The sequence below is a fragment of the Nocardia asteroides genome, assembly GCA_019930625.1.
Classification (GTDB): Bacteria; Actinomycetota; Actinomycetes; order Mycobacteriales; family Mycobacteriaceae; genus Nocardia; species Nocardia sputi.
In genome coordinates this window covers 1,116,954-1,139,231 of record CP082844.1, presented here as the reverse complement: position 1 = coordinate 1,139,231, position 22,278 = coordinate 1,116,954, and the positions used below count along the sequence as shown (strand labels likewise).

Annotated in this window: 21 protein-coding genes; 17 read left to right on the top strand and 4 right to left on the bottom strand. The window is 66.4% G+C overall.

What is annotated here, in order from left to right:
* Positions 1–108: 108 nt before the first annotated feature.
* From hppD to tuf, 7 genes are all read left to right on the top strand, one after another.
* Complete coding sequence (hppD, locus tag K8O92_05160; protein ID UAK33368.1) at positions 109–1,311, top strand: 4-hydroxyphenylpyruvate dioxygenase; 1,203 nt, start codon at positions 109–111, stop codon at positions 1,309–1,311.
* A gap of 64 nt (positions 1,312–1,375) precedes the next feature.
* Positions 1,376–1,903 carry a DUF3558 domain-containing protein gene (locus K8O92_05155; protein ID UAK33367.1) on the top strand — a complete coding sequence of 176 codons (528 nt, stop codon included), beginning with the start codon at positions 1,376–1,378 and terminating at the stop codon, positions 1,901–1,903.
* A gap of 9 nt (positions 1,904–1,912) precedes the next feature.
* Positions 1,913–2,470, top strand: coding sequence for a DUF3558 domain-containing protein (locus tag K8O92_05150; GenBank protein UAK33366.1), 558 nt, complete (start codon positions 1,913–1,915; stop codon positions 2,468–2,470).
* 342 nt (positions 2,471–2,812) lie between these two features.
* A complete protein-coding gene (gene rpsL, locus K8O92_05145; GenBank protein UAK33365.1) occupies positions 2,813–3,187 on the top strand; it encodes a 30S ribosomal protein S12 in 375 nt (124 codons plus the stop codon).
* A 1-nt stretch (position 3,188) separates the two neighbouring features.
* The gene (gene rpsG / locus K8O92_05140; GenBank protein ID UAK33364.1) at positions 3,189–3,659 is read left to right on the top strand and encodes a 30S ribosomal protein S7; all 471 of its coding nucleotides are present in this window, start codon (positions 3,189–3,191) and stop codon (positions 3,657–3,659) included.
* 138 nt (positions 3,660–3,797) lie between these two features.
* Positions 3,798–5,900: an elongation factor G gene (fusA, locus tag K8O92_05135; GenBank protein UAK33363.1), complete on the top strand. Its 2,103-nt coding sequence runs from the start codon at positions 3,798–3,800 to the stop codon at positions 5,898–5,900.
* A gap of 100 nt (positions 5,901–6,000) precedes the next feature.
* Positions 6,001–7,191, top strand: coding sequence for an elongation factor Tu (gene tuf / locus K8O92_05130; GenBank protein ID UAK35445.1), 1,191 nt, complete (start codon positions 6,001–6,003; stop codon positions 7,189–7,191).
* A 121-nt stretch (positions 7,192–7,312) separates the two neighbouring features.
* On the opposite strand, the gene K8O92_05125 is transcribed toward tuf, so the two are convergent.
* Complete coding sequence (locus K8O92_05125) at positions 7,313–7,747, bottom strand: hypothetical protein (GenBank protein UAK33362.1); 435 nt, start codon at positions 7,745–7,747, stop codon at positions 7,313–7,315.
* 477 nt (positions 7,748–8,224) lie between these two features.
* Here K8O92_05125 and K8O92_05120 point away from each other — a divergent pair, with 477 nt between their 5' ends.
* The 3 genes from K8O92_05120 to K8O92_05110 all read left to right on the top strand — a co-directional run bounded on the left by K8O92_05120 (position 8,225) and on the right by K8O92_05110 (position 9,834).
* Positions 8,225–8,713, top strand: coding sequence for a hypothetical protein (locus K8O92_05120; GenBank protein ID UAK33361.1), 489 nt, complete (start codon positions 8,225–8,227; stop codon positions 8,711–8,713).
* Positions 8,714–8,753: 40 nt separating this feature from the next.
* On the top strand, positions 8,754–9,518 hold the full coding sequence (locus tag K8O92_05115) for a hypothetical protein (protein UAK33360.1): 765 nt from the start codon (positions 8,754–8,756) through the stop codon (positions 9,516–9,518).
* A 100-nt stretch (positions 9,519–9,618) separates the two neighbouring features.
* A complete protein-coding gene (locus K8O92_05110) occupies positions 9,619–9,834 on the top strand; it encodes a hypothetical protein (protein UAK33359.1) in 216 nt (71 codons plus the stop codon).
* A gap of 112 nt (positions 9,835–9,946) precedes the next feature.
* On the opposite strand, the gene K8O92_05105 is transcribed toward K8O92_05110, so the two are convergent.
* Positions 9,947–10,939, bottom strand: coding sequence for a WYL domain-containing protein (locus K8O92_05105; protein UAK33358.1), 993 nt, complete (start codon positions 10,937–10,939; stop codon positions 9,947–9,949).
* Between the two features lie 94 nt (positions 10,940–11,033).
* On the opposite strand from K8O92_05105, the gene K8O92_05100 reads away from it, so the two are divergent.
* Positions 11,034–12,272: an FAD-dependent monooxygenase gene (locus tag K8O92_05100; GenBank protein UAK35444.1), complete on the top strand. Its 1,239-nt coding sequence runs from the start codon at positions 11,034–11,036 to the stop codon at positions 12,270–12,272.
* Positions 12,273–13,034: 762 nt separating this feature from the next.
* Here K8O92_05100 and K8O92_05095 read toward each other — a convergent pair.
* Entirely contained in the window at positions 13,035–13,346 is a 312-nt protein-coding gene (locus K8O92_05095) for a hypothetical protein (protein ID UAK33357.1), read from the bottom strand.
* Between the two features lie 271 nt (positions 13,347–13,617).
* On the opposite strand from K8O92_05095, the gene K8O92_05090 reads away from it, so the two are divergent.
* Positions 13,618–14,769 (top strand): two-component sensor histidine kinase, encoded by a 1,152-nt coding sequence (locus tag K8O92_05090; GenBank protein UAK33356.1) that lies wholly within the window; start codon positions 13,618–13,620, stop codon positions 14,767–14,769.
* An 8-nt stretch (positions 14,770–14,777) separates the two neighbouring features.
* On the opposite strand, the gene K8O92_05085 is transcribed toward K8O92_05090, so the two are convergent.
* A complete protein-coding gene (locus tag K8O92_05085; GenBank protein UAK33355.1) occupies positions 14,778–17,039 on the bottom strand; it encodes an MMPL family transporter in 2,262 nt (753 codons plus the stop codon).
* A gap of 115 nt (positions 17,040–17,154) precedes the next feature.
* Here K8O92_05085 and K8O92_05080 point away from each other — a divergent pair, with 115 nt between their 5' ends.
* From K8O92_05080 to K8O92_05060, 5 genes are all read left to right on the top strand, one after another.
* Entirely contained in the window at positions 17,155–17,550 is a 396-nt protein-coding gene (locus K8O92_05080) for a metalloregulator ArsR/SmtB family transcription factor (GenBank protein UAK33354.1), read from the top strand.
* Complete coding sequence (cadA, locus tag K8O92_05075) at positions 17,547–19,511, top strand: cadmium-translocating P-type ATPase (GenBank protein UAK33353.1); 1,965 nt, start codon at positions 17,547–17,549, stop codon at positions 19,509–19,511. The genes K8O92_05080 and cadA overlap by 4 nt, the downstream gene beginning before the upstream one ends.
* A complete protein-coding gene (gene lspA / locus K8O92_05070; protein UAK33352.1) occupies positions 19,508–20,038 on the top strand; it encodes a signal peptidase II in 531 nt (176 codons plus the stop codon). The genes cadA and lspA overlap by 4 nt, the downstream gene beginning before the upstream one ends.
* On the top strand, positions 19,989–21,566 hold the full coding sequence (locus K8O92_05065; GenBank protein ID UAK33351.1) for an MFS transporter: 1,578 nt from the start codon (positions 19,989–19,991) through the stop codon (positions 21,564–21,566). Before lspA ends, K8O92_05065 begins: the two co-directional genes overlap by 50 nt.
* Before the next feature lie 92 nt (positions 21,567–21,658).
* A complete protein-coding gene (locus K8O92_05060) occupies positions 21,659–22,246 on the top strand; it encodes a cadmium resistance transporter (GenBank protein UAK33350.1) in 588 nt (195 codons plus the stop codon).
* Positions 22,247–22,278: the final 32 nt, after the last annotated feature.

The window sequence follows — 22,278 nt, the reverse complement described above, 5'->3', positions numbered from 1 at the left end:
ATTCAAATTGTCCAGCATCACCTGCCGGTTGCTAGCCGAATTCGCCACACTGCCTATCGAGAATCGACCCTGTTGCCTACTCGGCTGACCCGGCGATTTCCTTGGAAGATGACCATCGAGCACCTGCCGAACGCCCGGCCCGCCGCCGTTCCCAGCGACGGCGAGTTACGCACGCTCGTGGGGTTGGTCGACCACGACGACAGCGGTGACCCGTTCCCGGTCATCGGGTGGGACGCCCTGGTCTGGGTGGTCGGCAACGCCACCCAGACCGCGCACTTCCTGGAATCCGCCTTCGGGATGCGGCTGGAGGCTTACTCCGGCCCGGAGACCGGCAATCGGGATCACAAGGCTTTCGTCCTGCGCAGCGGCGCGGCGCGCTTCGTGATCACCGGCGCGGTGGACCCGGACAGTCCACTCGTCGCCCATCACGATCGGCACGGCGACGGCGTAGTCGACATCGCGCTCGAAGTGCCCGACGTGGACCGCTGCGTGGCGTGGGCGCGCGCACACGGCGCCACCGTCCTGGTCGAGCCGCACGACGACACCGACGACTTCGGCACTGTCCGTTCGGCGGCGCTGGCCACCTATGGCGAGACCAGGCACACGTTGGTCGACCGTTCCGGCTACCGGGGGCCCTACCTGCCCGGCTATGTCGCCCGCCGCTCCAACTATCAGCGGCGCGACGGCGCGCCCAACCGCCTGTTCCAGGCGATCGACCACGTCGTGGGCAATGTGGAACTCGGGCGGATGGATGAGTGGGTCGAGTTCTACCGGCGGGTCATGGGTTTCACGAACATGGCCGAGTTCGTCGGCGACGACATCGCCACCGAGTACTCCGCGCTGATGAGCAAGGTCGTCGCCAATGGAAACCACCGGGTGAAGTTCCCGCTCAACGAGCCCGCCGCGGGCAAGAAACGCTCGCAGATCGATGAGTACCTGGAGTTCTATCGCGGACCCGGCGTCCAGCACATCGCGCTGGCCACCGGTGACATCCTCGCCTGCGTGGACGCCTTACGCAGGGAGGGCGTCGAGTTCCTGGAGACTCCGGCCGCCTACTACGAAGACCCGGAATTGCGGGCTCGCATCGGCCGGGTCCGCGTCCCGGTCGAGGAACTCCGGCGCCGCGGCATTCTGGTCGACCGGGACGAGGACGGCTACTTGTTGCAGATCTTCACCAGGCCGCTCACCGACCGGCCCACCGTCTTCTTCGAGTTGATCGAGCGCCATGGCTCTCTCGGCTTCGGCAAAGGGAACTTCAAGGCGCTGTTCCAGGCGATCGAACGCGAACAAGCGGCTCGCGGCAATTTGTGAGGCGCCGCACGCGGCCGCCTTCGTCGGACGGTCACCTCGTCGCGGAATCGGTAGAGTTCTTCCCATGCGGATCAAGTCGGCGGTCGTCATCGCGACAGCCTTGCTGCTCGCGCTGACGGCCTGCGGTTCGGGCGAGCAGTCGCAGGACTCCGGTCCGTCGCGTCCCGCGCCGAAGGTGGTGGCACTGGGCCCGTTCGTCGGGGAGTGCGGGCACGTGACCGATGACGAGGTGCGCACTCTCGGTGGCCTCGGCCAGATCTCCGGAGTGTTCCGCAACGCCGTCGGATGCAACTGGCAGTCGGCGGGAATCGGTTCTCCGAGTATCACATTCGCTTCCTACCGGGGCAGCCCCATCGAGCGGGAGCGGGCGTGGGTGACCGTCAACGGCCGCGCTCCCGATCCGATCAAGGTGGCCGGCCGGGACGGTTTCGCAGCCTTGGATCCGGGCGGACAGATCTGCGATCTGGCGGTGCAGCTGGGCGACGACTTCTTCGAGTGGTCGACGTCCTTCGGGTTCTTCTCCGATAACCTCGGGAATCCGTGCGACCGCAGCCGTGCCCTCGCCGAGCTGACTCTGCAGCGATTGCAGTAGGGGGAGAGCATGAACGTCCGACGAGGTCTGTACCGGCGTGGCGCGGCCGTCGTCGTGGCCGCGGCCCTGGCGTTGTCCGTGGGCGGCTGCAGCCGCGTGGTGTCCGGGTCCGCGCATCCGGTGGGCGGAAGTCAGTCGATCAACACCAAGCTGGACAAGTTGCTCCGGGAGTGCGAGATCCTCTCCAAAGAGCAGATCGGGAAGGCCATCGGCGAGAGCATCCAGGTCAGCGAGTCGTTCTTCGGAGCGGTCTGCATGTGGGACCTGGTCGGCGCGCCCGGCGGCAACGGCATGGCGACGCTCAACTGGTACGAGAACGGCACGCTGAGCAACGAGAAGCAGACGAACAACAAGCTGGGCTACACCACCACCAACATCACCGTGCAGAGCGCCCTCGCGCTGCAGATCCGCAGGCCGAACGATCCGGACTCCTGTGGGGTGACGGCGAGCGCGCCGGACAACGGCGTCATCGGCTGGTGGATCAACTACCGGCCGGGCTCGGCGCACCCCGATCCGTGCGACGCGGCCGGGAAGCTGATGGAAATGACCTTGAACCTGGCCAGGTAGACCGGCGCCGGGCCGACCCGCTTTGACCCTGTGTCCCGGCCACGGGTATCGTGGACCGCTGTGCCCGGAAGCATGCGGGCAAGTTCGTGCGTGACCGTAGGCCAGCGAGAGCGGCCGACGACTCCAGCGTGCCCGGAATCCGGGCTCCGCGCCGCGCGCGACACGCCCGACCTCGGGACGCGAGAAACGTGGCCGGACGTGCGAGTGAAAGCTCGATGACAGCGGCGTGAACGACGGGCCCGGAAGTGGAAGCTTGCCTCCACCAAGGGCCCCGGGAACGCCGCGAACTCAAAACAGACATGAAGTCCACACACCGCGTTAACTAATAAGGAAAGCCGGTCTATGCCAACCATCAACCAGCTGGTCCGCAAGGGTCGCCGCGACAAGGTCGCCAAGACGAAGACCGCGGCCCTCAAGGGGAGCCCGCAGCGTCGTGGCGTGTGCACCCGCGTGTACACCACGACCCCGAAGAAGCCGAACTCCGCGCTGCGCAAGGTCGCGCGTGTTCGCCTGACCAGCGCGGTCGAGGTCACGGCCTACATTCCGGGCGAGGGTCACAACCTGCAGGAGCACTCGATGGTGCTCGTGCGCGGCGGCCGTGTGAAGGACCTCCCCGGTGTCCGCTACAAGATCATTCGCGGCTCGCTCGACACCCAGGGTGTGAAGAACCGCAAGCAGGCCCGCAGCCGTTACGGCGCCAAGAAGGAGAAGAGCTGATATGCCACGCAAGGGCCCCGCACCCAAGCGTCCGCTGATCAACGACCCGGTCTACGGTTCGCCGCTGGTTACTCAGCTGGTCAACAAGATCCTGCTGGACGGCAAGAAGTCCACGGCCGAGCGCATCGTCTACGGTGCGCTGGAGCAGGCGCGGGAGAAGACCGGCACCGATCCGGTGGTCACCCTCAAGCGCGCGCTGGACAACGTCAAGCCGTCGCTGGAGGTCAAGCCCCGCCGAGTCGGTGGCGCCACCTACCAGGTTCCGGTCGAGGTCCGTCCGGGCCGCGCCAACACCCTCGCCCTGCGCTGGCTGGTCAACTTCTCGCGTGCGCGCCGGGAGAAGACCATGGTCGAGCGTCTGGCCAACGAACTGCTCGACGCCAGCAACGGCCTCGGCGCCTCGGTCAAGCGCCGCGAGGACACCCACAAGATGGCCGAGTCCAACCGGGCCTTCGCGCACTACCGCTGGTGACGTCTGCCCGGCCCGTCGTCTGGGTCGGGGAGGCACAGCCGGAGCGCGGCACTCACCGGCCGCTTCCGGCGTTGACATAGAGGCGACCACAGGGTCGTCCCCGATAATCCCAACTAGCTACGAGCGGGGAAGATTTCCGTGGCACAGGACGTGCTCACCGACCTGAACAAGGTCCGCAACATCGGCATCATGGCCCACATCGACGCGGGCAAGACGACCACAACTGAACGCATCCTCTTCTACACCGGCATCACCTACAAGATCGGTGAGGTCCACGACGGCGCCGCCACGATGGACTGGATGGAGCAGGAGCAGGAGCGTGGTATCACCATCACCTCCGCGGCTACCACGTGCTTCTGGAAAGACAACCAGATCAACATCATCGACACCCCCGGGCACGTCGACTTCACCGTGGAGGTCGAGCGGTCGCTGCGCGTGCTCGACGGCGCCGTCGCGGTGTTCGACGGCAAGGAGGGCGTCGAGCCGCAGTCCGAGCAGGTGTGGCGTCAGGCCGACAAGTACGACGTGCCGCGGATCTGCTTCGTCAACAAGATGGACAAGCTCGGTGCGGACTTCTACTTCACCGTGCAGACCATCAAGGACCGCCTCGGCGCCAAGCCGCTGGTCATCCAGCTGCCGATCGGCGCGGAGGACACCTTCGAGGGCATCGTCGACCTGGTCGAGAACAACGCCAAGGTCTGGCGCGGCGAGACCAAGCTCGGTGAGCAGTACGAGGTCGTCGAGATCCCGGACGACCTGAAGGAGAAGGCCGAGCAGTACCGCCAAGAGCTGCTCGAGACCGTCGCCGAGTCGGACGAAGCGCTGCTGGAGAAGTTCTTCGGCGGCGAAGAGCTGACCGTCGAGGAGATCAAGGGTGCCATCCGCAAGCTGACGGTGACCTCCGAGCTCTACCCGGTGCTGTGCGGCTCGGCGTTCAAGAACAAGGGCGTGCAGCCCATGCTCGACGCGGTCATCGACTACCTGCCCTCGCCGCTGGACGTGGAGGCCACCACCGGCCATGTCCCCGGCAAGGAAGACCAGCTGCTCACCCGCAAGCCGAGCGCCGAGGAGCCGTTCGCGGCCCTGGCGTTCAAGATCGCGGTGCACCCCTTCTTCGGCAAGCTGACCTACGTCCGCGTGTACTCCGGCAAGGTCGACTCCGGCGCCCAGGTCATCAACTCGACCAAGGGCAAGAAGGAGCGTCTGGGCAAGCTGTTCCAGATGCACTCCAACAAGGAGAACCCGGTCGGCGTGGCCTCGGCGGGCCACATCTACGCGGTCATCGGCCTCAAGGACACCACCACCGGTGACACCTTGTGCGACCCGCAGAACCAGATCGTGCTCGAGTCCATGACCTTCCCGGACCCGGTCATCGAGGTCTCCATCGAGCCGAAGACCAAGTCCGACCAGGAGAAGCTGGGCACCGCGATCCAGCGTCTCTCCGAAGAGGACCCGACCTTCTCGGTCAAGCTGGACGCCGAGACCGGCCAGACCGTCATCGGCGGTATGGGCGAGCTCCACCTCGACATCCTGGTCGACCGTATGAAGCGCGAGTTCAAGGTCGAGGCGAACGTCGGCAAGCCGCAGGTGGCCTACCGCGAGACGATCACCAAGCGGGTCGAGAAGCTCGAGTTCACGCACAAGAAGCAGACCGGTGGTTCCGGCCAGTTCGCGAAGGTGATCATCGCGCTGGAGCCGTTCGTCGGCGAGGACGGCGCGCACTACGAGTTCGAGAACAAGGTCACCGGTGGCCGCGTGCCGAGGGAATACATCCCTTCGGTGGACGCGGGCGCCCAGGACGCCATGCAGTACGGCGTGCTCGCCGGCTACCCGCTGGTGAACCTGAAGGTCACGCTGCTCGACGGCGCCTACCACGACGTCGACTCGTCGGAGATGGCGTTCAAGATCGCGGGTGCGCAAGCGCTCAAGGAAGCGGCCCGCAAGGCCGGTCCGGTGATCCTCGAGCCGATGATGGCGGTCGAGGTCACCACGCCCGAGGACTACATGGGCGATGTGATCGGCGACCTGAACTCCCGCCGTGGTCAGATCCAGGCCATGGAGGAACGCAGTGGTGCCCGTGTCGTCAAGGCGCTGGTTCCGCTCTCGGAGATGTTCGGTTACATCGGTGACCTGCGGTCGAAGACCCAGGGCCGGGCGAACTACTCCATGGTGTTCGACTCGTACGCGGAGGTTCCGGCCAACGTGTCGAAGGAGATCATCGCCAAGGCGACCGGCGAGTAAATGGCTCCCGGGCGTTTGTAATACCCCTTTCCCCGTGTCCGCGGGGATGACCCCCGCACTGCTGCAACTGCACGCACCAACAAGTCCAGGAGGACAAACAGTGGCGAAGGCGAAGTTCGAGCGGACGAAGCCGCACGTCAACATCGGCACCATCGGTCACGTCGACCACGGCAAGACCACGCTGACCGCAGCGATCACCAAGGTGCTGGCTGACAAGTACCCGGATCTGAACGAGAGCTTCGCGTTCGATCAGATCGACAAGGCGCCGGAGGAGAAGGCTCGTGGTATCACGATCAACATCTCCCACGTCGAATACCAGACGGAGAAGCGCCACTACGCGCACGTCGACGCGCCGGGTCACGCCGACTACATCAAGAACATGATCACCGGTGCGGCGCAGATGGACGGTGCCATCCTCGTGGTCGCCGCCACCGACGGCCCGATGCCGCAGACCCGTGAGCACGTGCTGCTCGCCCGTCAGGTCGGCGTGCCCTACATCCTGGTCGCGCTGAACAAGGCCGACATGGTCGACGACGAGGAAATCCTCGAGCTCGTCGAGATGGAGGTCCGCGAGCTGCTGGCCTCCCAGGAGTTCGACGAGGACGCGCCGGTCGTGCGGGTCTCCGGTCTGAAGGCGCTCGAGGGCGACCCGAAGTGGTCGGAGTCGGTGCTGGAGCTCATGGCCGCGGTCGACGAGTCCATCCCGGACCCGGTTCGTGAGACCGACAAGCCGTTCCTGATGCCGGTCGAGGACGTGTTCACCATCACCGGTCGCGGCACCGTCGTCACCGGTCGCGTCGAGCGTGGCGTGATCAACGTGAACGAGGAAGTCGAGATCGTCGGCATCCGTCCGGACAAGACCAAGACCACGGTCACCGGTATCGAGATGTTCCGCAAGCTGCTCGACCAGGGCCAGGCGGGCGACAACGTCGGTCTGCTGGTTCGTGGTATCAAGCGCGAGGACGTGGAGCGCGGCCAGGTCGTCGTGAAGCCGGGCACCACCACCCCGCACACCGAGTTCGAGGGCCAGGCGTACATCCTGTCGAAGGACGAGGGCGGCCGCCACACCCCGTTCTTCAACAACTACCGTCCGCAGTTCTACTTCCGCACCACTGACGTGACGGGCGTTGTGACCCTGCCCGAGGGCACCGAGATGGTTATGCCCGGTGACAACACCGAGATGACCGTCAAGCTGATCCAGCCGGTCGCCATGGACGAGGGTCTGCGCTTCGCGATCCGCGAGGGTGGCCGCACCGTCGGCGCCGGTCGCGTCACGAAGATCATCAAGTGATTCGCTGAATCGCTGACAACGGCGCCGCTCCTTCGGGAGCGGCGCCGTTCGCGTTTCACATGCGAGTGCGCCTCGCCGGCACGCAGCTTCGTCCAATGGAGCCGACGGCAGCCGCTTCTGCTCAGCAGGCGTAAGCGCGGCCGACGGCCGGTTCCCGATCGGCCTCCGGGACCTCGTGCAGGCAGCCGAGCGGGACGACGCCGTCGCTGCTCATCTGCACGCCACTGCCCGTCTCGGTATCAACGCACGTGAGGCCGGTAGTCGCGAGGCGGCAAGCGTAGTCGCCGAAGGTGAGCGTGCTGTCGTACGGCAGCGTCTGTCCCTCACCATGGATGAAAAGCCCTGGATCACCGCGGAATTGGCCGACGGTCAGGCGTTGGCCCGAGTAGGTGACGTATCCGCCGAACCAGCTCCCGAAGCCTTCTCCGGGTGCGGGCGCCGGAACTTTCAGTTCGACCACGCAGTCGAATCCGTCCATACCCAACGCGGTCCCGGTAATGCAGCTGATCTTGCGCGTAGGGCTGACGAACGCGATATCGGCCGCCAGATCGGTCACCGGCCCGCCCTCGACTCGGACCGAGTGATACGGCCCGAGATCAATCGGCGACCCTCGCCGAACCCAGTCGACGCGATCCCGGAACTCGCCCTCGGGCGCACCCGCCGACGTGCTGGGTTGCGACGAACCCGGTTCCCTCGCCGGCTGTGGGTGCCCGATGGTGTTATGCGAACACGCACACGACATCATCACCAAGCCCACGAGCACCGCCCACCGCATACAGCACACAGTAGCCCTCGCGAGTGAGCCGATCTTCCCGGCGCACACCGACTTCGGTACCGGGCAGGCGTACCTGGTACTCGACGGCATCCGCAAGCGCAGCACGAGCCAGGACGTGGGCGCGGCGTTCGCCCATCTCGGTGGGTTCGGCTACGCCGGCAACACCGAGGATCGCTTGATCAGTTCGCGGCCGAACAACATGACCGAGAGCCCAAAGGAAAAGACCAGCCATCCAGCCGCAGCGTCCGGCGGTGGTCGATGTCCGGCCAACGAATCCTTGCCGACCTCATCGTGCAGGCGTCCGGCATCGAGCCACCCACCTTGCATCTCGACGTTCTCCGCCGCGAGGGCACCGTCCTGATCGTGCTTCCGACGATCTACCACATGCACGGCTACGTCATGAACGACCCGATGCTGATCGTCGTCGGCGCCGAAACGCACGCCGTCCATGTCTTCGCGCGCGAGGACATGGAAGCCGTCGGCCAGGACAAGTTCCAGCCGCAGAACGCCATCGAGGTCGACGTCGGATTCCCGGTCCACCTTCAGCTGATCTGGCTCGGAGAAATGCAGCCCACCATCGTGACCCGGACGATCGGCTTCCCCGCGGAGGTCATCGAGATGAGCAGTTCGACCCGCGGCGCGACCGGCCTGGCGCTGTACCACGACGGCGACGACATCGACGCCCTTGCCGAACTCGCCGCCGAACTGGGCCGCCTCCATAGCGAGGCGGCAGAGGAAATGCCATGACCGAGCGAATCCCGGCGTTCCGGTGCTCACGGACAACCCGTTGAGCCTCGAAGACCAGGTGAGAGCCGAGCTGCTTGCCATCCGTAAGGCCAGCGAGGGACTGACACCCGCCGCGGTCGCCCGCAGCCCCGTCATTCGCGGCTTGCTCGGCGCGGGCGATCCACAGATCGCCTACAACACCCTCGAGCACCTGATACTGAGCGCGGAGCGGGATACGGGCTTGGAAGCGGCAACCAGCTCACTCGGCCTGACCAGCGACAAACAAACCGTTCTCGGCAGGCTCGACGACTTCGGGGGAGAGCGCGGCTACGAGCAACGTCACGTACGCCGTTACTCCGACAAAGGCATTCGACAACTGGCGGCGCTGATCGCCACCAACTGGACCGTCGATTCGGTGCCGTTCCTCGAAGTGCACGGCTACCAAGTGGGTCCGGACCGGTTCGTGTTCGGCGTCGAAACGAAATGCCAGTACTACATCGAGATGCAGCAACTCCGAGTCGATCTTTATCGCGGTGCCGAGCCACCACATCGCCTGGCGATCGCTGTCGAAGAGTCCGAAGACGACATCTGGACTCTGGTGCGGCTCGTCGAGCCGATCCAGATCCAGGCCGACGAGGAAACGTCCCTCACCTTCGTGTGGCGCGGCGAGCTGTGGCCCAAGTTCGCCATGCACTGGCGCACCGATATCGCGGGCTACGGCGTCATCACCGAAAGCTTGGCGAACAAACTCATGGTCCGGCCGCTGCCCGGGAACCGGCAAGGCGGATCTCGAGGCTGCCGCGACCTGCCTTCGACCAATCACTGAGTTCTGCACCCCCCGATTCGAGGACAACACAATTCGGGTCATGCGTGGTGAGGGCTTGCCGATCAGGTTCGGCCGTCTACCCGATACACGAGGAGTTGGAATGTTCGCAGTACGTGGATTTGCCGCCGCCGTGATCGGTGCCGCAACCCTGACCGGTGCTGGGGCGGCCGCCGCGGCGCCGTTGCCGCTCGAACCGCAGGCGCCCGCACCGGCCGTGTCGGTCGCAGGGAGCTGTGGGGGTATCACCGACCCGTTCGTGGCGCTGGTCTGCGCGATCAGCAGCCTGTCAGGCGGAGGCGGCACGGCCGTTCGATGAGCAGCCGTGATGTCGGCTCAGCAGAATAAGCCGCGCACGAACGGCGCCGAGTTCAGCGGTGATGCGTTCACTGCCGAACCAGCCGAGCGGAAGCTGAGCGCGCACAACGAACTCATGTGTCGGCGATAGTGGCCCATCGGCGGGTGAGCCGGCGGCATGCGTGGACGAGCTGGGTTGGGTGAAGGTCGGTGAGTTCGGTGTCGAAGGTGGCGAGGATGCCGGCGACACCGGCCCAGGACCAGGCGCCGAGCGTGAGCCGGCAGTGTTCGGTGTCGAGGTGTTCCACGACGGAGCCGCCTGGCGCCCAGCGGGCCACGATGTGAGCGGGCAGGTTGAGCCGTGCGGTGCCGGTGCATTGCCAGTCGGCGGGGGTGTCGCCGCGGTTGTGGGTGCTCATCACGAAGTGGGCGAGGTCGTCGTCGGGAAGCGCGCGGGCGGAGAAGTGTTGCGTGGTGGGGCGGGAGTTCAGTCGATCGACGCGGTGCACTCGCCATTCGTGGTCGGTGAGGTCGTAGGCGACCAGGTACCACCGGGCGGCCCAGACCACCAGGTGATGCGGCTCGATGCGGTGTGCGGGCAGGAAATCGGGATCCCCGGGTTCGGGGCGTGTGCCGTCCGGACGCAGTGTCTCGGTGAGGAGTAGGCGGCGGTGGCGTACCGCGGTTCCGACGGCGGTGAGAGCGGCCGGGTCAATGGGAGGTGCGGGGAATTCCCAGTAGTTCTGCAGCCGGGTCAGGCGCAGGGATTCCATGGATGCCCGCAGCGCAGGCGGCATGACCTGGTGCAGAGTGGCCAGTGCCCGCGCCGCGTCGTCGCCGAGGCCGAACATCGTGCTGGGTGCGGTCTGCAGGGCCACCGCGACCGCGAGGGCCTGGTCGTGGTCGAACAGCAGCGGCGGCAGGGTGTGCCCGGCGCCGAGCCGATAGCCGCCGTCGGGGCCGTGGATGGTGGTGATCGGGTAGTCGAGCCGGCGCAGTGTTTCTATGTCGCGGCGAACGGTGCGTTCGCTGACTTCCAGCCGGGTGGCCAGCTCGCGCAGCGGCCACTGCCGTCCTGACCCGAGCAGAGACAGCAGTCGCAACGCCCGGTGCGAGGTGTTCGCCATCGTCTCATCATGACCGGTAGTGGTCACTCGGTGTCCTCTACCGATGTCAGGGTGGGTTCTGTTCAGCGAGCATTGGCAGAGAGGACGGTTGGGTATGCGGGTGGTTGTGGTCGGCGGCGGGATCGGCGGGCTCGCCCTGGGTGCAGGGCTGCGGCGCCGGGGATTCGAGGTGGCGGTATTCGACCGCGACACCGACGTGGCGGCGACAGGCGGTTACCACATCACCCTGGACGAGCGGGCGCAGTCGGCGCTGAAAGATTTAGTGGAACCGAAGATCATGCAGCGGTTGCTGGCATCGGGGTCGGCGCTGCGGCTGCGCGAGCGTGACGCGTTCTGGGACCGCCGCGGCCGGCTGCTCGGCCACGGGCCGGACCTCAGCGGCAGCGGCAGTGTCGACGTGGATCGGATCACCCTGCGGATGTTGTTGGCCGAAGCGGTGGGTGATGCCCTGCACCTGGGATGCAGCGCGTCCGGCGTCGGCCATGATGACCACGGCGCGCCCCAGGTGCTGTTCACCGATCGGGCGCCGGTCTCGGCGGATCTGGTGGTGGGCGCGGACGGCACCCACTCGGTGGTAGCCCGCCACCTGGCGGGAGGCCCGACCAACAGACCGGCGGGCATCATCGGGTTCTCCGGCCGCACCCTCGTGCGAGACCTCAGCCCCGGCGAGCAGCAGCGACTGAGGCCACGATCGGGGCTGGCGATCGGCCCGCACGGGGCAGCGCTCTATATCGGCTTCCTCGACCCGGTCGGCAACGCCGCGCTCGACGCTCCCGAGCTGCGGACGTCGATCACCACCGGACCCACCTACATTTGGGGCGCGATGTTCCCCGAATCCGCCGGCACCGACTCCCTGCGTGACCTGCGCGGCGGTGCGCTGCAGGCCGCGCTGCTGGGCCGGTTTCGCAAACGGGGCTGGGCCGAGCACACGCTCGAGGTCATCGCCCAGGCCGACCCGCGCAGCGTGGCCGGGTTCCGCTTCAACGCCGCCTCCACCCGCGCGGACGATCTCGCGCCCTGGCCTGCGGGTCGAATCACCGCGCTCGGCGACGCTGTCCACGCCACACCGCCCACCGCGGGAATGGGAGCGGGCGCGGCCATCCGCGACGCCGCCAGCCTGCTTGAGCACGTGAACGCCGCCGCCGCAGGCACCGCGACCCTCACCGACGCCGTGGAACATTTCGAAGCCGACATGCGGCAGCGTGGCGGAGAAGTCCTCACCCTGGCCATGAAGACCGTCCGGTGGATCCTGGCCACCGACACCACACTCGGCGCCGCAGCCACCGCCGTGAGCACCCCGATTCTGGCCGCAGCCGCCCGGCTACGTCACTGACGAGCCGCGCGACGTCCGTGCCCTGTACTCAGAACAGGGTGTCGCGCACGGGCCGGTAACGGGTGGGTCCGAGCTGACCATCAGGAACCCTTCTTCGCAGTGACACGCGGCCGCGTCCGCCGCAGCGCGGTGGCAGCCTGGGTGATGCGCCGGGGAATAGCGCCCCCCGCGCCAGGTCCAGTGTGATGACGTCGCCGCCTCCGGTGGTGGTGCCGTTGTCCGTTGCCGGGACTGACGGAACAACAGCGGATTCGACCTTGGTCTGACTGGCCGGACCTGACGGTTCGGCGGGAAGGATCGAGCAGTGTCGGAGACACTCGACGCCTCGGCGAAGAAGGCGCGGCGGATACCACCCGTTGGCAACAGAACAATCCATTGATCAGGAAAGGTGGCTGAACTGCGGAAACGTGTTGCAGATTGGTGCCCTCGGCAGGGCACGCGAAACATGGGCAACTGGGAAACGCCCTGTCATCGCGGGTACGTATGCTGCCTGAGGGATTGCCATGCTCTGCGGAAGTTGGTCCACCGGTTCCCAGCTCCATTGCGTCCTGAGTGGCGTGGTGAGCGTGATAACGCGGGCGACCTGCGGTCTTCGGGTGGACAATGGGTGATCGAAGCGGGTTATCAGTTATGAGTGGGCGATGATGATGTCTGGTCGGGCTGACCACGTCCCACAAATCTTGGGTATGTCGCCTGCTGCTGGCGTAATGCGATCCGTCACCCACGCGGCATGCTCGCCCGATATTCGACCGGTCCTACCCGTCAGTCGCCGATGAACAGGAGATATCCGTTGGCGCGGAGTGCGATCGACGATACCCGCCTCAGCAGGTCGACAGCCTGCCGCTCGGCATCGGTCCGTACCTCGATCCGCTCGATCTGATCGAGGATCAAGCCGAGTTGGTACCGGTTGAACATGGTGTCGCCGTACCGGTAGATACCCCGTAATAGACTGGTGTCTGGTTGCGCGGCGCACAGCCCGAACAGCGTCTCGTCCGCATCGTCACCGAAGCGGTGTATCTCGGCATGGTTGATGTCCTGTACAACGATGTCTAAAGCCACCTGATTCCTACTCATCTCCTGCGCTCCCTGGTGGAGCCGAAGAGAGCAATGGACGAAAATGGATGGGGAGGCCAAGAAGCCTCCCAGACCTGACGTTCGATGTGCCCTCGGCAGGACACACAAAACATGGGCAACCGGAAAACGCCTGGTCATCGTGGATTCCTACACGGTCTAGCGACCCCGGTCCGCCTGTGCCGATCATATCGCGCGGTGAGTTAAGAGCTGACAACAGTGTGTCGCTCCGGCGCTGTCAGCTGCTCGGCAGCGCTTCGCCTACGGTGAGCGTGTGATCGACTTGCGTGCACGCCGCGACCTGCAGCGTTTGTTGCGGTGGCTACCGTTGATGTTGATCCCGATACTGTTGTTGGCCAGCACGTATCCGGGCCAGTACCGGGTGCCGACCTACTATTGGCTGCTGGCGTTGGCCGCCGCAGTGGTGTTCGTGGCGGTCGCGCGGTGGCCGTTGGTGGTCTCGGTTGTGCTGTCGTCGTTGGCGGTGCCGATGCTGCGTGCACCAGCGTGGGGTGTGTCGGGGCTGGTGCCCTATCTTGGTGCGGTTGCGCTGGTGGTCGTCATCGCCAGGACGCATCGATGGGCGACGGTGGTGGTCGCAGCTGCGGGTTGGGCGGCTGCGATCGTGCTCGGGCGGGTTGGTTTGCATGAGACTTCCATCGGGCGTGCCTATATCGCAGTCGAAGTAGCTGCCTATGCAGGAGTTCCGTTGTTGTTGGGCTTGTATCTGCGTGGTCAACGCGATCTTGCCGACAACTTGCGCAGGCAGGCCGCCGACGCCGAGGCGCGCACGCGCATCGATGAGCGCGCAGCCATGGCCAGAGAACTGCACGACGTGGTCGCTCATCACATGGCTTCGATCATTTTGCGGATCTCGGTCGCCGGACATGTTGTTCGTGGGGCGGATTCGCGCATCGTCGGGGTGCTCGACGATGTACGGGCAACCGCCGCCGACGCGCTGTCCGATATCCGCAGGCTCCTGACCGGGTTACGCGATCCAGCGCTGGGTGTGGTGGCCTTGGTTGACAGCGATGCGGTGGCCACCGAGATCGCCGCGGCCATTACCCGCGTCCGTAGCGCTGGATTCACCGTCGACGCGCAGATCGACGCCGAGCTCGGCGGGCTCGACGCGATCAATCGTCTGACGCTGCTGCGGTTGGTGCAGGAATCGCTCACTAATGTGATGAAGCACGCGGATCGCGACGTTCCGGTGATGTTTCGGATCAGCAGTGATGAGGGCGGTATCGCGATGGTCGTGCTCAACGGTGGCCGTGCCCATGGGGTGCCCCATGGGCACGGCCTCGTCGGAATGCGGGAACGTGCTGAACTCGCGGGTGGCGCACTGACCGTTGGCGCTGAGGACGATCATTGGGCCGTGCGCGCCCGGCTGTCGGTCAGCAAACGCGAAGACACCAACCTGTCGTGATCGCCGTGCTAATCAGCGGCGGCCGACGTTTCGGGTGCGCTTGTGTCGGATCGGATCCGGTGCCGGGTCGGTAGCCACCAGTTCCAGTCTCCGAGCAGGCGCATGAGGGCGGGGACGAGGACGAGGCGGATCAGGACGGCGTCGAGTAAGACCGCGACAGCGAGGGCGAGGCCGAGTTGTTTGAGTTCGAGGATGTCGGCGGTGAGGAAGCTGGCGAAGATGGCGATCATGATCGCGGCGGCCGCGGTGATGGGGCGGGCGGTGTGGGTGAGTCCGGCAGCGACTGCGTGCTGGTTGTTGCCGGTGGCATCCCAGTATTCGCGCATGCGGCGGATGAGGAAGACCTCGTAGTCCATCGAGAGGCCGAACAGCAGGGCGAACACGACGGTGGGCAGGTAGACCTGGACGAAGCCGGGACTGGTGAAGTCGAGGAGGTTTTCGCCGAGGCCCCATTGGAATACCGCGACGGTGATGCCGAGGGCGGCGCCGGTGGCGAGCAGGTTCATCGCGATGGCCTTGACCGGCAGGGCGATGCTGCGGAACGCGGCGATGAGGAAAATCAGTGAGGCAGTCAGCACGAGGGCGACGACGAGCGGCAGTTTGGTGGTCATTTCGTCGGAGAGGTCGACGAATTCGGCGGTGCTGCCACCGATGCGGACCTCGACTCCGGCCGCGTCAGCCGCTGCGGTGCGAAGGTCGCGAATGAGGTTGGTGGCCTCCATGGAGTCGAACGCGACTGACGGGATCGCCATTGCCAGTACTCGTCCGTCGTTGAGTTGGGTGGGGAGAACGGTGGCGATGCGTTCGTCGCCGGCGATCTCGGTCAGGAATCGGTTGACCCGTTCGGGCGCGTCGCCGCTGAGTGGGGTGTCGCCAGGGCCGGTGGCGATGATTTCGACTGGTGAGAGTGCTCCGGCCGGGAAGTTGGTGGTCAGTGCGGTGGTGGCGCGTCCGGTGGGGGTGTCGTCGAGGGCGCTGGTGCCCATATCGAGGCCGTAGCGGATCCCGAATACCGGGAATGCAGCGATGACGAGCACCGCTACTGCGGCCGTGCCGAACAGGACCGGTCGGCGCATGACTAGATACGCCCAGCGCGCCCAGCGACCCGGGCTGGCACCAGGAAGGTCGGTGACGCTGTCGGCGGGGCGCCAGCGGGCCGGGAGTGCGCCGCGGTTGACAGCAGGGCCCAGGACTGCGAGCAGGGCGGGAAGCAGGGTGACGGCGACGATGAGCATGCTGATGACAGCGGTGGCGACGCCGATGGCAATGCCACGGAAGATCGGTGCCTGGATGATGATCAATGCGCAGAGCGAGATCATCACCACCAGGCCCGAGACCAGAATCGTCTTGCCTGCTGTGGCCAGTGAGCGGCCGACCGCGGCCGCGATCGCGGCGTGGTCGGCGACCACGGGATGGGCGAGTTCTTCGCGGAAGCGGCTGACGATGAACATCGCGTAGTCGATACCGACGCCCAGGCCGACCATGGTGGCCATGGCCACGGTCAGCGAATCGAACACGGTCACCGTGGTGAGACCGAACAACACCCCGACAGTGGTCAGCAATCCCGCGATGGCTACTCCGATCGGGACCGCCGCGGCGGCGAGAGCGCCGAGCGCGAGGACGAGCAGGATCAGGGCGACCGGGATGCCGATCGCCTCGGCGCGGGCCAGGTCGGCGTTCTGTAGTTCGGTGGCCGCGTTCTGCACCGCCGAATATCCGGTCAGTCCCACCTCGACGGAGTCGTCGCCCGTGGTGGCGATAGCGCCCTGCAGGTCGCGGGCGACCCTCGCGCGTTCTGCCATGTCGCCGCCGATACCGACCAGCGCGATCGCGACGTGCCCATCAGCCGAGATCTGGGATCCGGGCGGCCCGTCGTAGGGGCCGATGACATCGACCACGCCCGGCACCTCCTTGGCCGCGGTGACTGTGTGAGTCACCGCTGCACGGAAGTCGGAGTCGTCGGCGGTGAGGGCAAAGGATCTCAGCACAATGACCGCCTGCTCGGCGCCGAACTGTGGAAAGTGCTGGGCAACAAGACGATCGACCCCGGTGGACTCGGAGCCTTCGACGCCGAAGTCCATGGCACCGAGCCGGTTTTCGAGTAGTGGGTAGGCCACCGCACACACCGCCAGTAGTAGCGCCCAGATCGCCAAGACCGCGCGTCTGCGTCGGGCCATGAGAACGCCCCACCGATACAGCAGCCCTGGCGAGCCAGGTGGCAGTGGTTTCTGCCGCGACCTCTCGGTGACGGTGATCCGCTGCTGGTTCACGTGTTCTCCCTCCGTAACCGATCACCATTGATCGTCAAATGACGATGTGATCGTTGAAATGAGATTAATCACGCAAGCGGTCGATATCAATACCCTCTGCCGCTATCATCGTCGTATGGCGATTAATGAGGGCGAGGGTTGCCTCGTCGAGACGCAGGGCTTGGATCCGGCGGTGGCGTTGTTCCACAGCCTCTCGGATGGGACGCGGTTGGCGATTGTCCAGCGGTTGGCGTCCAGGGAAGCGCGGGTCGCGGATCTGATGGCCGGGCTCGGTCTGGCGCAGTCGACGGTGTCGGCGCATGTGGCGTGCCTGCGTGACTGTGGGCTGGTGGTGGGTCGTCCGCAGGGCAGGCAGGTGTTCTACAGTCTGGCCCGTCCTGAGCTGATGGATCTGCTCGCCTCGGCGGAGACCCTGCTCGCGGCGACCGGTAACGCGGTGGCGTTGTGCCCGAACTACGGCACCGACGCCACCTCCCCGACGACGGAGACCACTGCGGAGGTGCGAGCGTGAGCGACGCGTGCGGCTGCGGCCACGACGAACCCACCGCAGACGGCGAGACCGAGGAGCGGGAACCCGAAAAGCTCTGGGAGGTCAGTGAACTGCGCGCTGCCGCAGTTGCCGGTGTGCTGCTGGTGGCGGCACTGATCGTTGGCTGGACCGGCGGCCCACGCCCCGTGGAGTTGGGTTTGGAGATCGCCGCACTGCTGGTCGGTGCCTACACCTTTGTCCCGTCGACGTTCAAACGGTTGGCCAAGGGCAAGATCGGGGTCGGCACGCTGATGACGATCGCCGCGATCGGTGCGGTGATCCTGGGCGAGGTCGGCGAAGCCGCGATGCTGGCGTTCCTGTTCTCCATCAGCGAGGGCCTCGAGGAGTACGCGGTCGCCCGCACTCGCCGCGGTCTGCGCGCGCTGCTGAACCTGGTCCCCGACCGGGCCACCGTGCTGCGTGACGGCACTGAAACCGTGATCAGCCCGGCGGAGCTGCGGGTGGGGGACCGGATGCTGGTTCGCCCCGGCGAGCGTGTCGCCACCGACGGCGTGATCGTCGAAGGCCGTAGCGCGCTGGATGTTTCGGCGATCACCGGCGAATCGGTACCGGTGGAGGCAGGGCCGGGTGCGGAGGTGTTCGCGGGGTCTATCAACGGCACCGGCGTGCTGACCGTCGAGGTCACCACGACCGCTGAGGACAACTCTTTGGCGCGGATCGTACGGATCGTGGAGGCCGAGCAGGCCCGCAAGGGTGACGCCCAACGCTTGGCGGACAAGATCGCCAAACCGCTGGTGCCCGGCATCATGATCGCGGCCGCCGCGATCGCGGTGATCGGTGCGCTCTTCGGCGATCCGGTCACCTGGATCGAACGCGCGCTGGTCGTCTTGGTCGCGGCGTCACCGTGTGCGCTCGCGATCTCGGTACCGGTCACCGTGGTGGCCGCGATCGGTGCTGCGAGCAAGTTGGGTGTGCTGGTCAAGGGCGGCGCCGCGCTCGAGGCGATGGGTCGGGTGCGTGAGGTCGCGCTCGATAAGACCGGCACGCTGACCGCGAACAAGCCCGCTGTCGTCGAGATCTCGACGGTCACCGGCGTCGATCAGGAAACTGTGCTCGGTGTCGCCGCGGCGCTGGAATCGCGCAGTGAGCATCCCCTCGCTCGTGCCATCCTCGCCGCCGTCGACACCTTCGCTCCCGCGACCGACGTCGAGGCCGTCACCGGCGCCGGGTTGACCGGTCTGGTCGACGGCCGGGCGGCACGACTGGGCCGCCCGGGCTGGATAGAACCCGGTGCGCTGGCTGCCGATGTGGAGCGGATGCAGCACGCGGGGGCGACTGCGGTGCTGATCGAGCTCGACGGCCAGGTGATCGGTGCGATCGCTGTGCGCGATGAACTGCGTCCAGAGGCGGGTGAGGTCATCGACCGGTTGCATGCCCTGGGTATTCGCGTGTCGATGCTCACCGGCGACAACGCGCGCACTGCCGCCGCGCTGGCCGCCGAGGCCGGGATCGAAGACGTGCACGCGGACCTGCGCCCGGAAGACAAGGCCCGCATCGTGGCCGAACTGCGTACCGACCGGTTCACCGCGATGGTCGGCGACGGCGTCAACGACGCCCCCGCCCTGGCCACCGCCGACCTCGGTGTGGCGATGGGCGCGATGGGCACCGACGTCGCCATCGAGACCGCCGACGTGGCGCTGATGGGGGAGGACCTGCGGCACCTGCCGCGCGCGCTCGAGCACGCCCGCCGGGCCCGGCGGATCATGTTGCAGAACGTCGGCTTGTCGCTGGGGCTGATCACGATCCTGATCCCGCTGGCACTGTTCGGAATCCTCGGATTGGCGGCGGTGGTGCTGGTCCACGAGCTCGCCGAGATCGTCGTGATCGCCAACGGTGTCCGCGCAGGACGCACGAAGTCCCTGGCCTCGCTGCCCGATTCGACGGCAAAGCCCGCCCCGGCGCTGGCCGGAGCCTCCGCGTGATCGCCACCTCGTCGTCTGCTCCCACCGTTTCGCGGTGGGGGCGGCGACTGCGGTGGGCCGCAGCCGCAGCCGTGTTCGCCGGGATCGACCTCGCGCTCAAAGCATGGGCGCAGACCGCGCTGGACGGGTCGCCGATCGAGGCGGGGCCGGTGGATCTGCGGTTGGCGTTCAACCCCGGCGCCGCGTTCTCGATCGCCGCCGACGCACCGACCTGGGTGATGCTGTCGATCACCACGGTGATCACCACGGCGGTCGCGGTGGCCGGATGGGTTGTCGCACCGCGCGCGAACTTGTTCACCCGGGTCGCACTCGCCGCAATTTTGGGTGGTGCCGCTGCCAATGTCATTGACCGAGCCCCCGACGGGCTGGTCACCGACTATCTGCATACCGGCTGGTGGCCCACCTTCAACCTGGCCGACACCTTCATCGTGCTCGGCGCGACCGCCCTGATCATCACCACCCTGATCGGAAACTCCGATGAGCGAGAACAACTCTCACCCGATCGCCACACCGGCAATCGGGACTGAACCGAGCCCATCGCGTCGGTGGGCAGGGTTGGCGGCGCTGGTCGTGGCCCTGCTCACCGTGGGGCTGGACCTGATGGTCCTCAACGTCGCCCTGCCTACCCTGGCGCAAGACCTGGGCGCGAGCACCACCCAGCTGCAGTGGATCGTCAACGCCTACACGCTGGTCTTCGCCGCGCTGATGCTGCCCGCCGGTGGCTTCGGCGACCGCTACGGCCGCAAACGGCTGCTGCTGGTAGGTCTGGTCGCCTTTGTCGCCGCGTCGGCATGGGCCGCCTACAGCGGGTCCACCGGTTCGCTGATCGCCGCCCGCGCGGTCATGGGCATCGGAGCCGCGATCATCGTGCCGCTTTCACTCGGGATCCTGCCGACGCTGTTCGGTCCAGACCAGCGTCGTCGCGCGATCGCGGTGTGGGTGGGCGCACTGGGCGTCGGTTTGCCGCTGGGCCCGATCGTCGGAGGCTGGCTTTTGCAGCACTTCTGGTGGGGCTCGGTGTTTCTCATCAACGTCCCGGTCGGTGTCGCCGCTGTGGTTGCCTGCATGGTGTTGGTGCCCGAGTCGGCCGATCCGGACGCACCGCCGCTGGACTGGCTCGGGATCGTCACCGCCGTGCCCGGTACGGCGGCGGTGGTGTTCGCCGTCATCCAAGCACCCGAGTACGGGTGGGCCGACCCCATCGTGCTCGCCACTCTCACAGCCGGTGTGGTGCTGATCGTGGGATTTGTGATGTGGGAACGGCGGGCCCGCCACCCTCTGGTCGATCTGGCACTGTTCGCCGATCCCGCCTTCACCTGGCCCACCCTGGCCGCTACTGCGGGGACCTTCACCCTTGTCGGAGTGCTGTTCGTGCTGCCGCAATACTTGCAGATCCTGCGCCATCACGACGCCTTCGGCACCGGACTGCGCTTGGTTCCGTTGGTGCTGGCGATCATCGTCGCCGCGGCCGCGGTCGACAAGATCGTCACCCGCGTCGGCGCGAAAGTCCCGATCGTCACCGGAATGGTAATCGCGTCAGCTGGTTTCGTGCTCGCGTCCCGTATCACCGTTGACACCGGCTACGGCTATGTGGCGACGTGCCTCGCGGTTATCGGCTTGGGCGCAGGGCTGGCGTTGGCACCGGCGGTCGACGCGGTCATGGCGAGCTTGCCCGAACACCGCAGCGCCGCGGGAGCCGGTTTGCTGATGGCCATCCGACAGGTCGGGGCCGCGTTCAGCGTCGCCATCCTGGGCACCCTGCTCACCGTCGTCTACACCCGCGACCTCGACCCCCACCTGAACGGGCTACCCGAGGCCGTGGTCGGCGCGGCACGCGACAACATCGCTGGAGCACAACTGGTCGCGACCGGGCTTCCTGACCCAGCTGGTGCCGACCTTACCGCCACCAGCGCCCACGCCTACACCGAAGCTATATCTGCGGTGTTCCTGGCCAGCGCCGCTGTCAGCGCCCTGCTCGCCGCGGCCATCGCCGCCAAGCTCCCCAAACAGACACCCTCGCCGGGGCGAACATCACCGGCGCCCAGCCCGCGATGAGGTAGACAGTCGGTAGCCAGCCGCGAGGGTGCAGCCCGACAACGCACGTCCGCCCAATCACTGTGTGCTCCCCGAGAAAGGCCTCCACGCCAATGGTTACCACGATCTTGCAGGCCATCGGGCTCTTCCTGGTGACCAACATCGACGACATCATCGTGCTGTCCCTGTTCTTCGCCCGCGGCGCGGGGACTCGCGGAACCACCCTCGCCATCGCAACGGGGCAATATCTCGGTTTCGGCGCGATCCTCGCCGCGTCCATCCTCGTCGCGCTCGGTGTGACCGCGTTGCTGCCGGAACACGCTATCGCCTACTTCGGGCTGATACCGCTGCTGCTCGGTTTGCTCGCCGCATGGCGAGCGTGGCGAAACCACGACGACGACGATCGGGTCGAGGGCAAGAAGGTGGCGGTGTGGACGGTTGCCGCGGTGACCTTCGCCAACGGAGGCGACAACATCGGCGTCTATGTCCCTGTCTTCGCCACCGTGGGAACGGCGGCGATTTTCGCCTACTCGGTCGTGTTCCTGCTGTTGGTCGGGGTGTTGGTGCTCGCCGCGAAGTTCCTCACCACCCGCAAGGGCATTGCCGAGATCTTGGAGCGGTGGGAACACATACTCTTTCCGCTCGTTCTGGTCGTTCTCGGAATTGTCATCCTCGTCAGCGGCGGCGCGTTCGGCCTCTGACCGCCCACCACCCTGTTTACACACGAGATCAC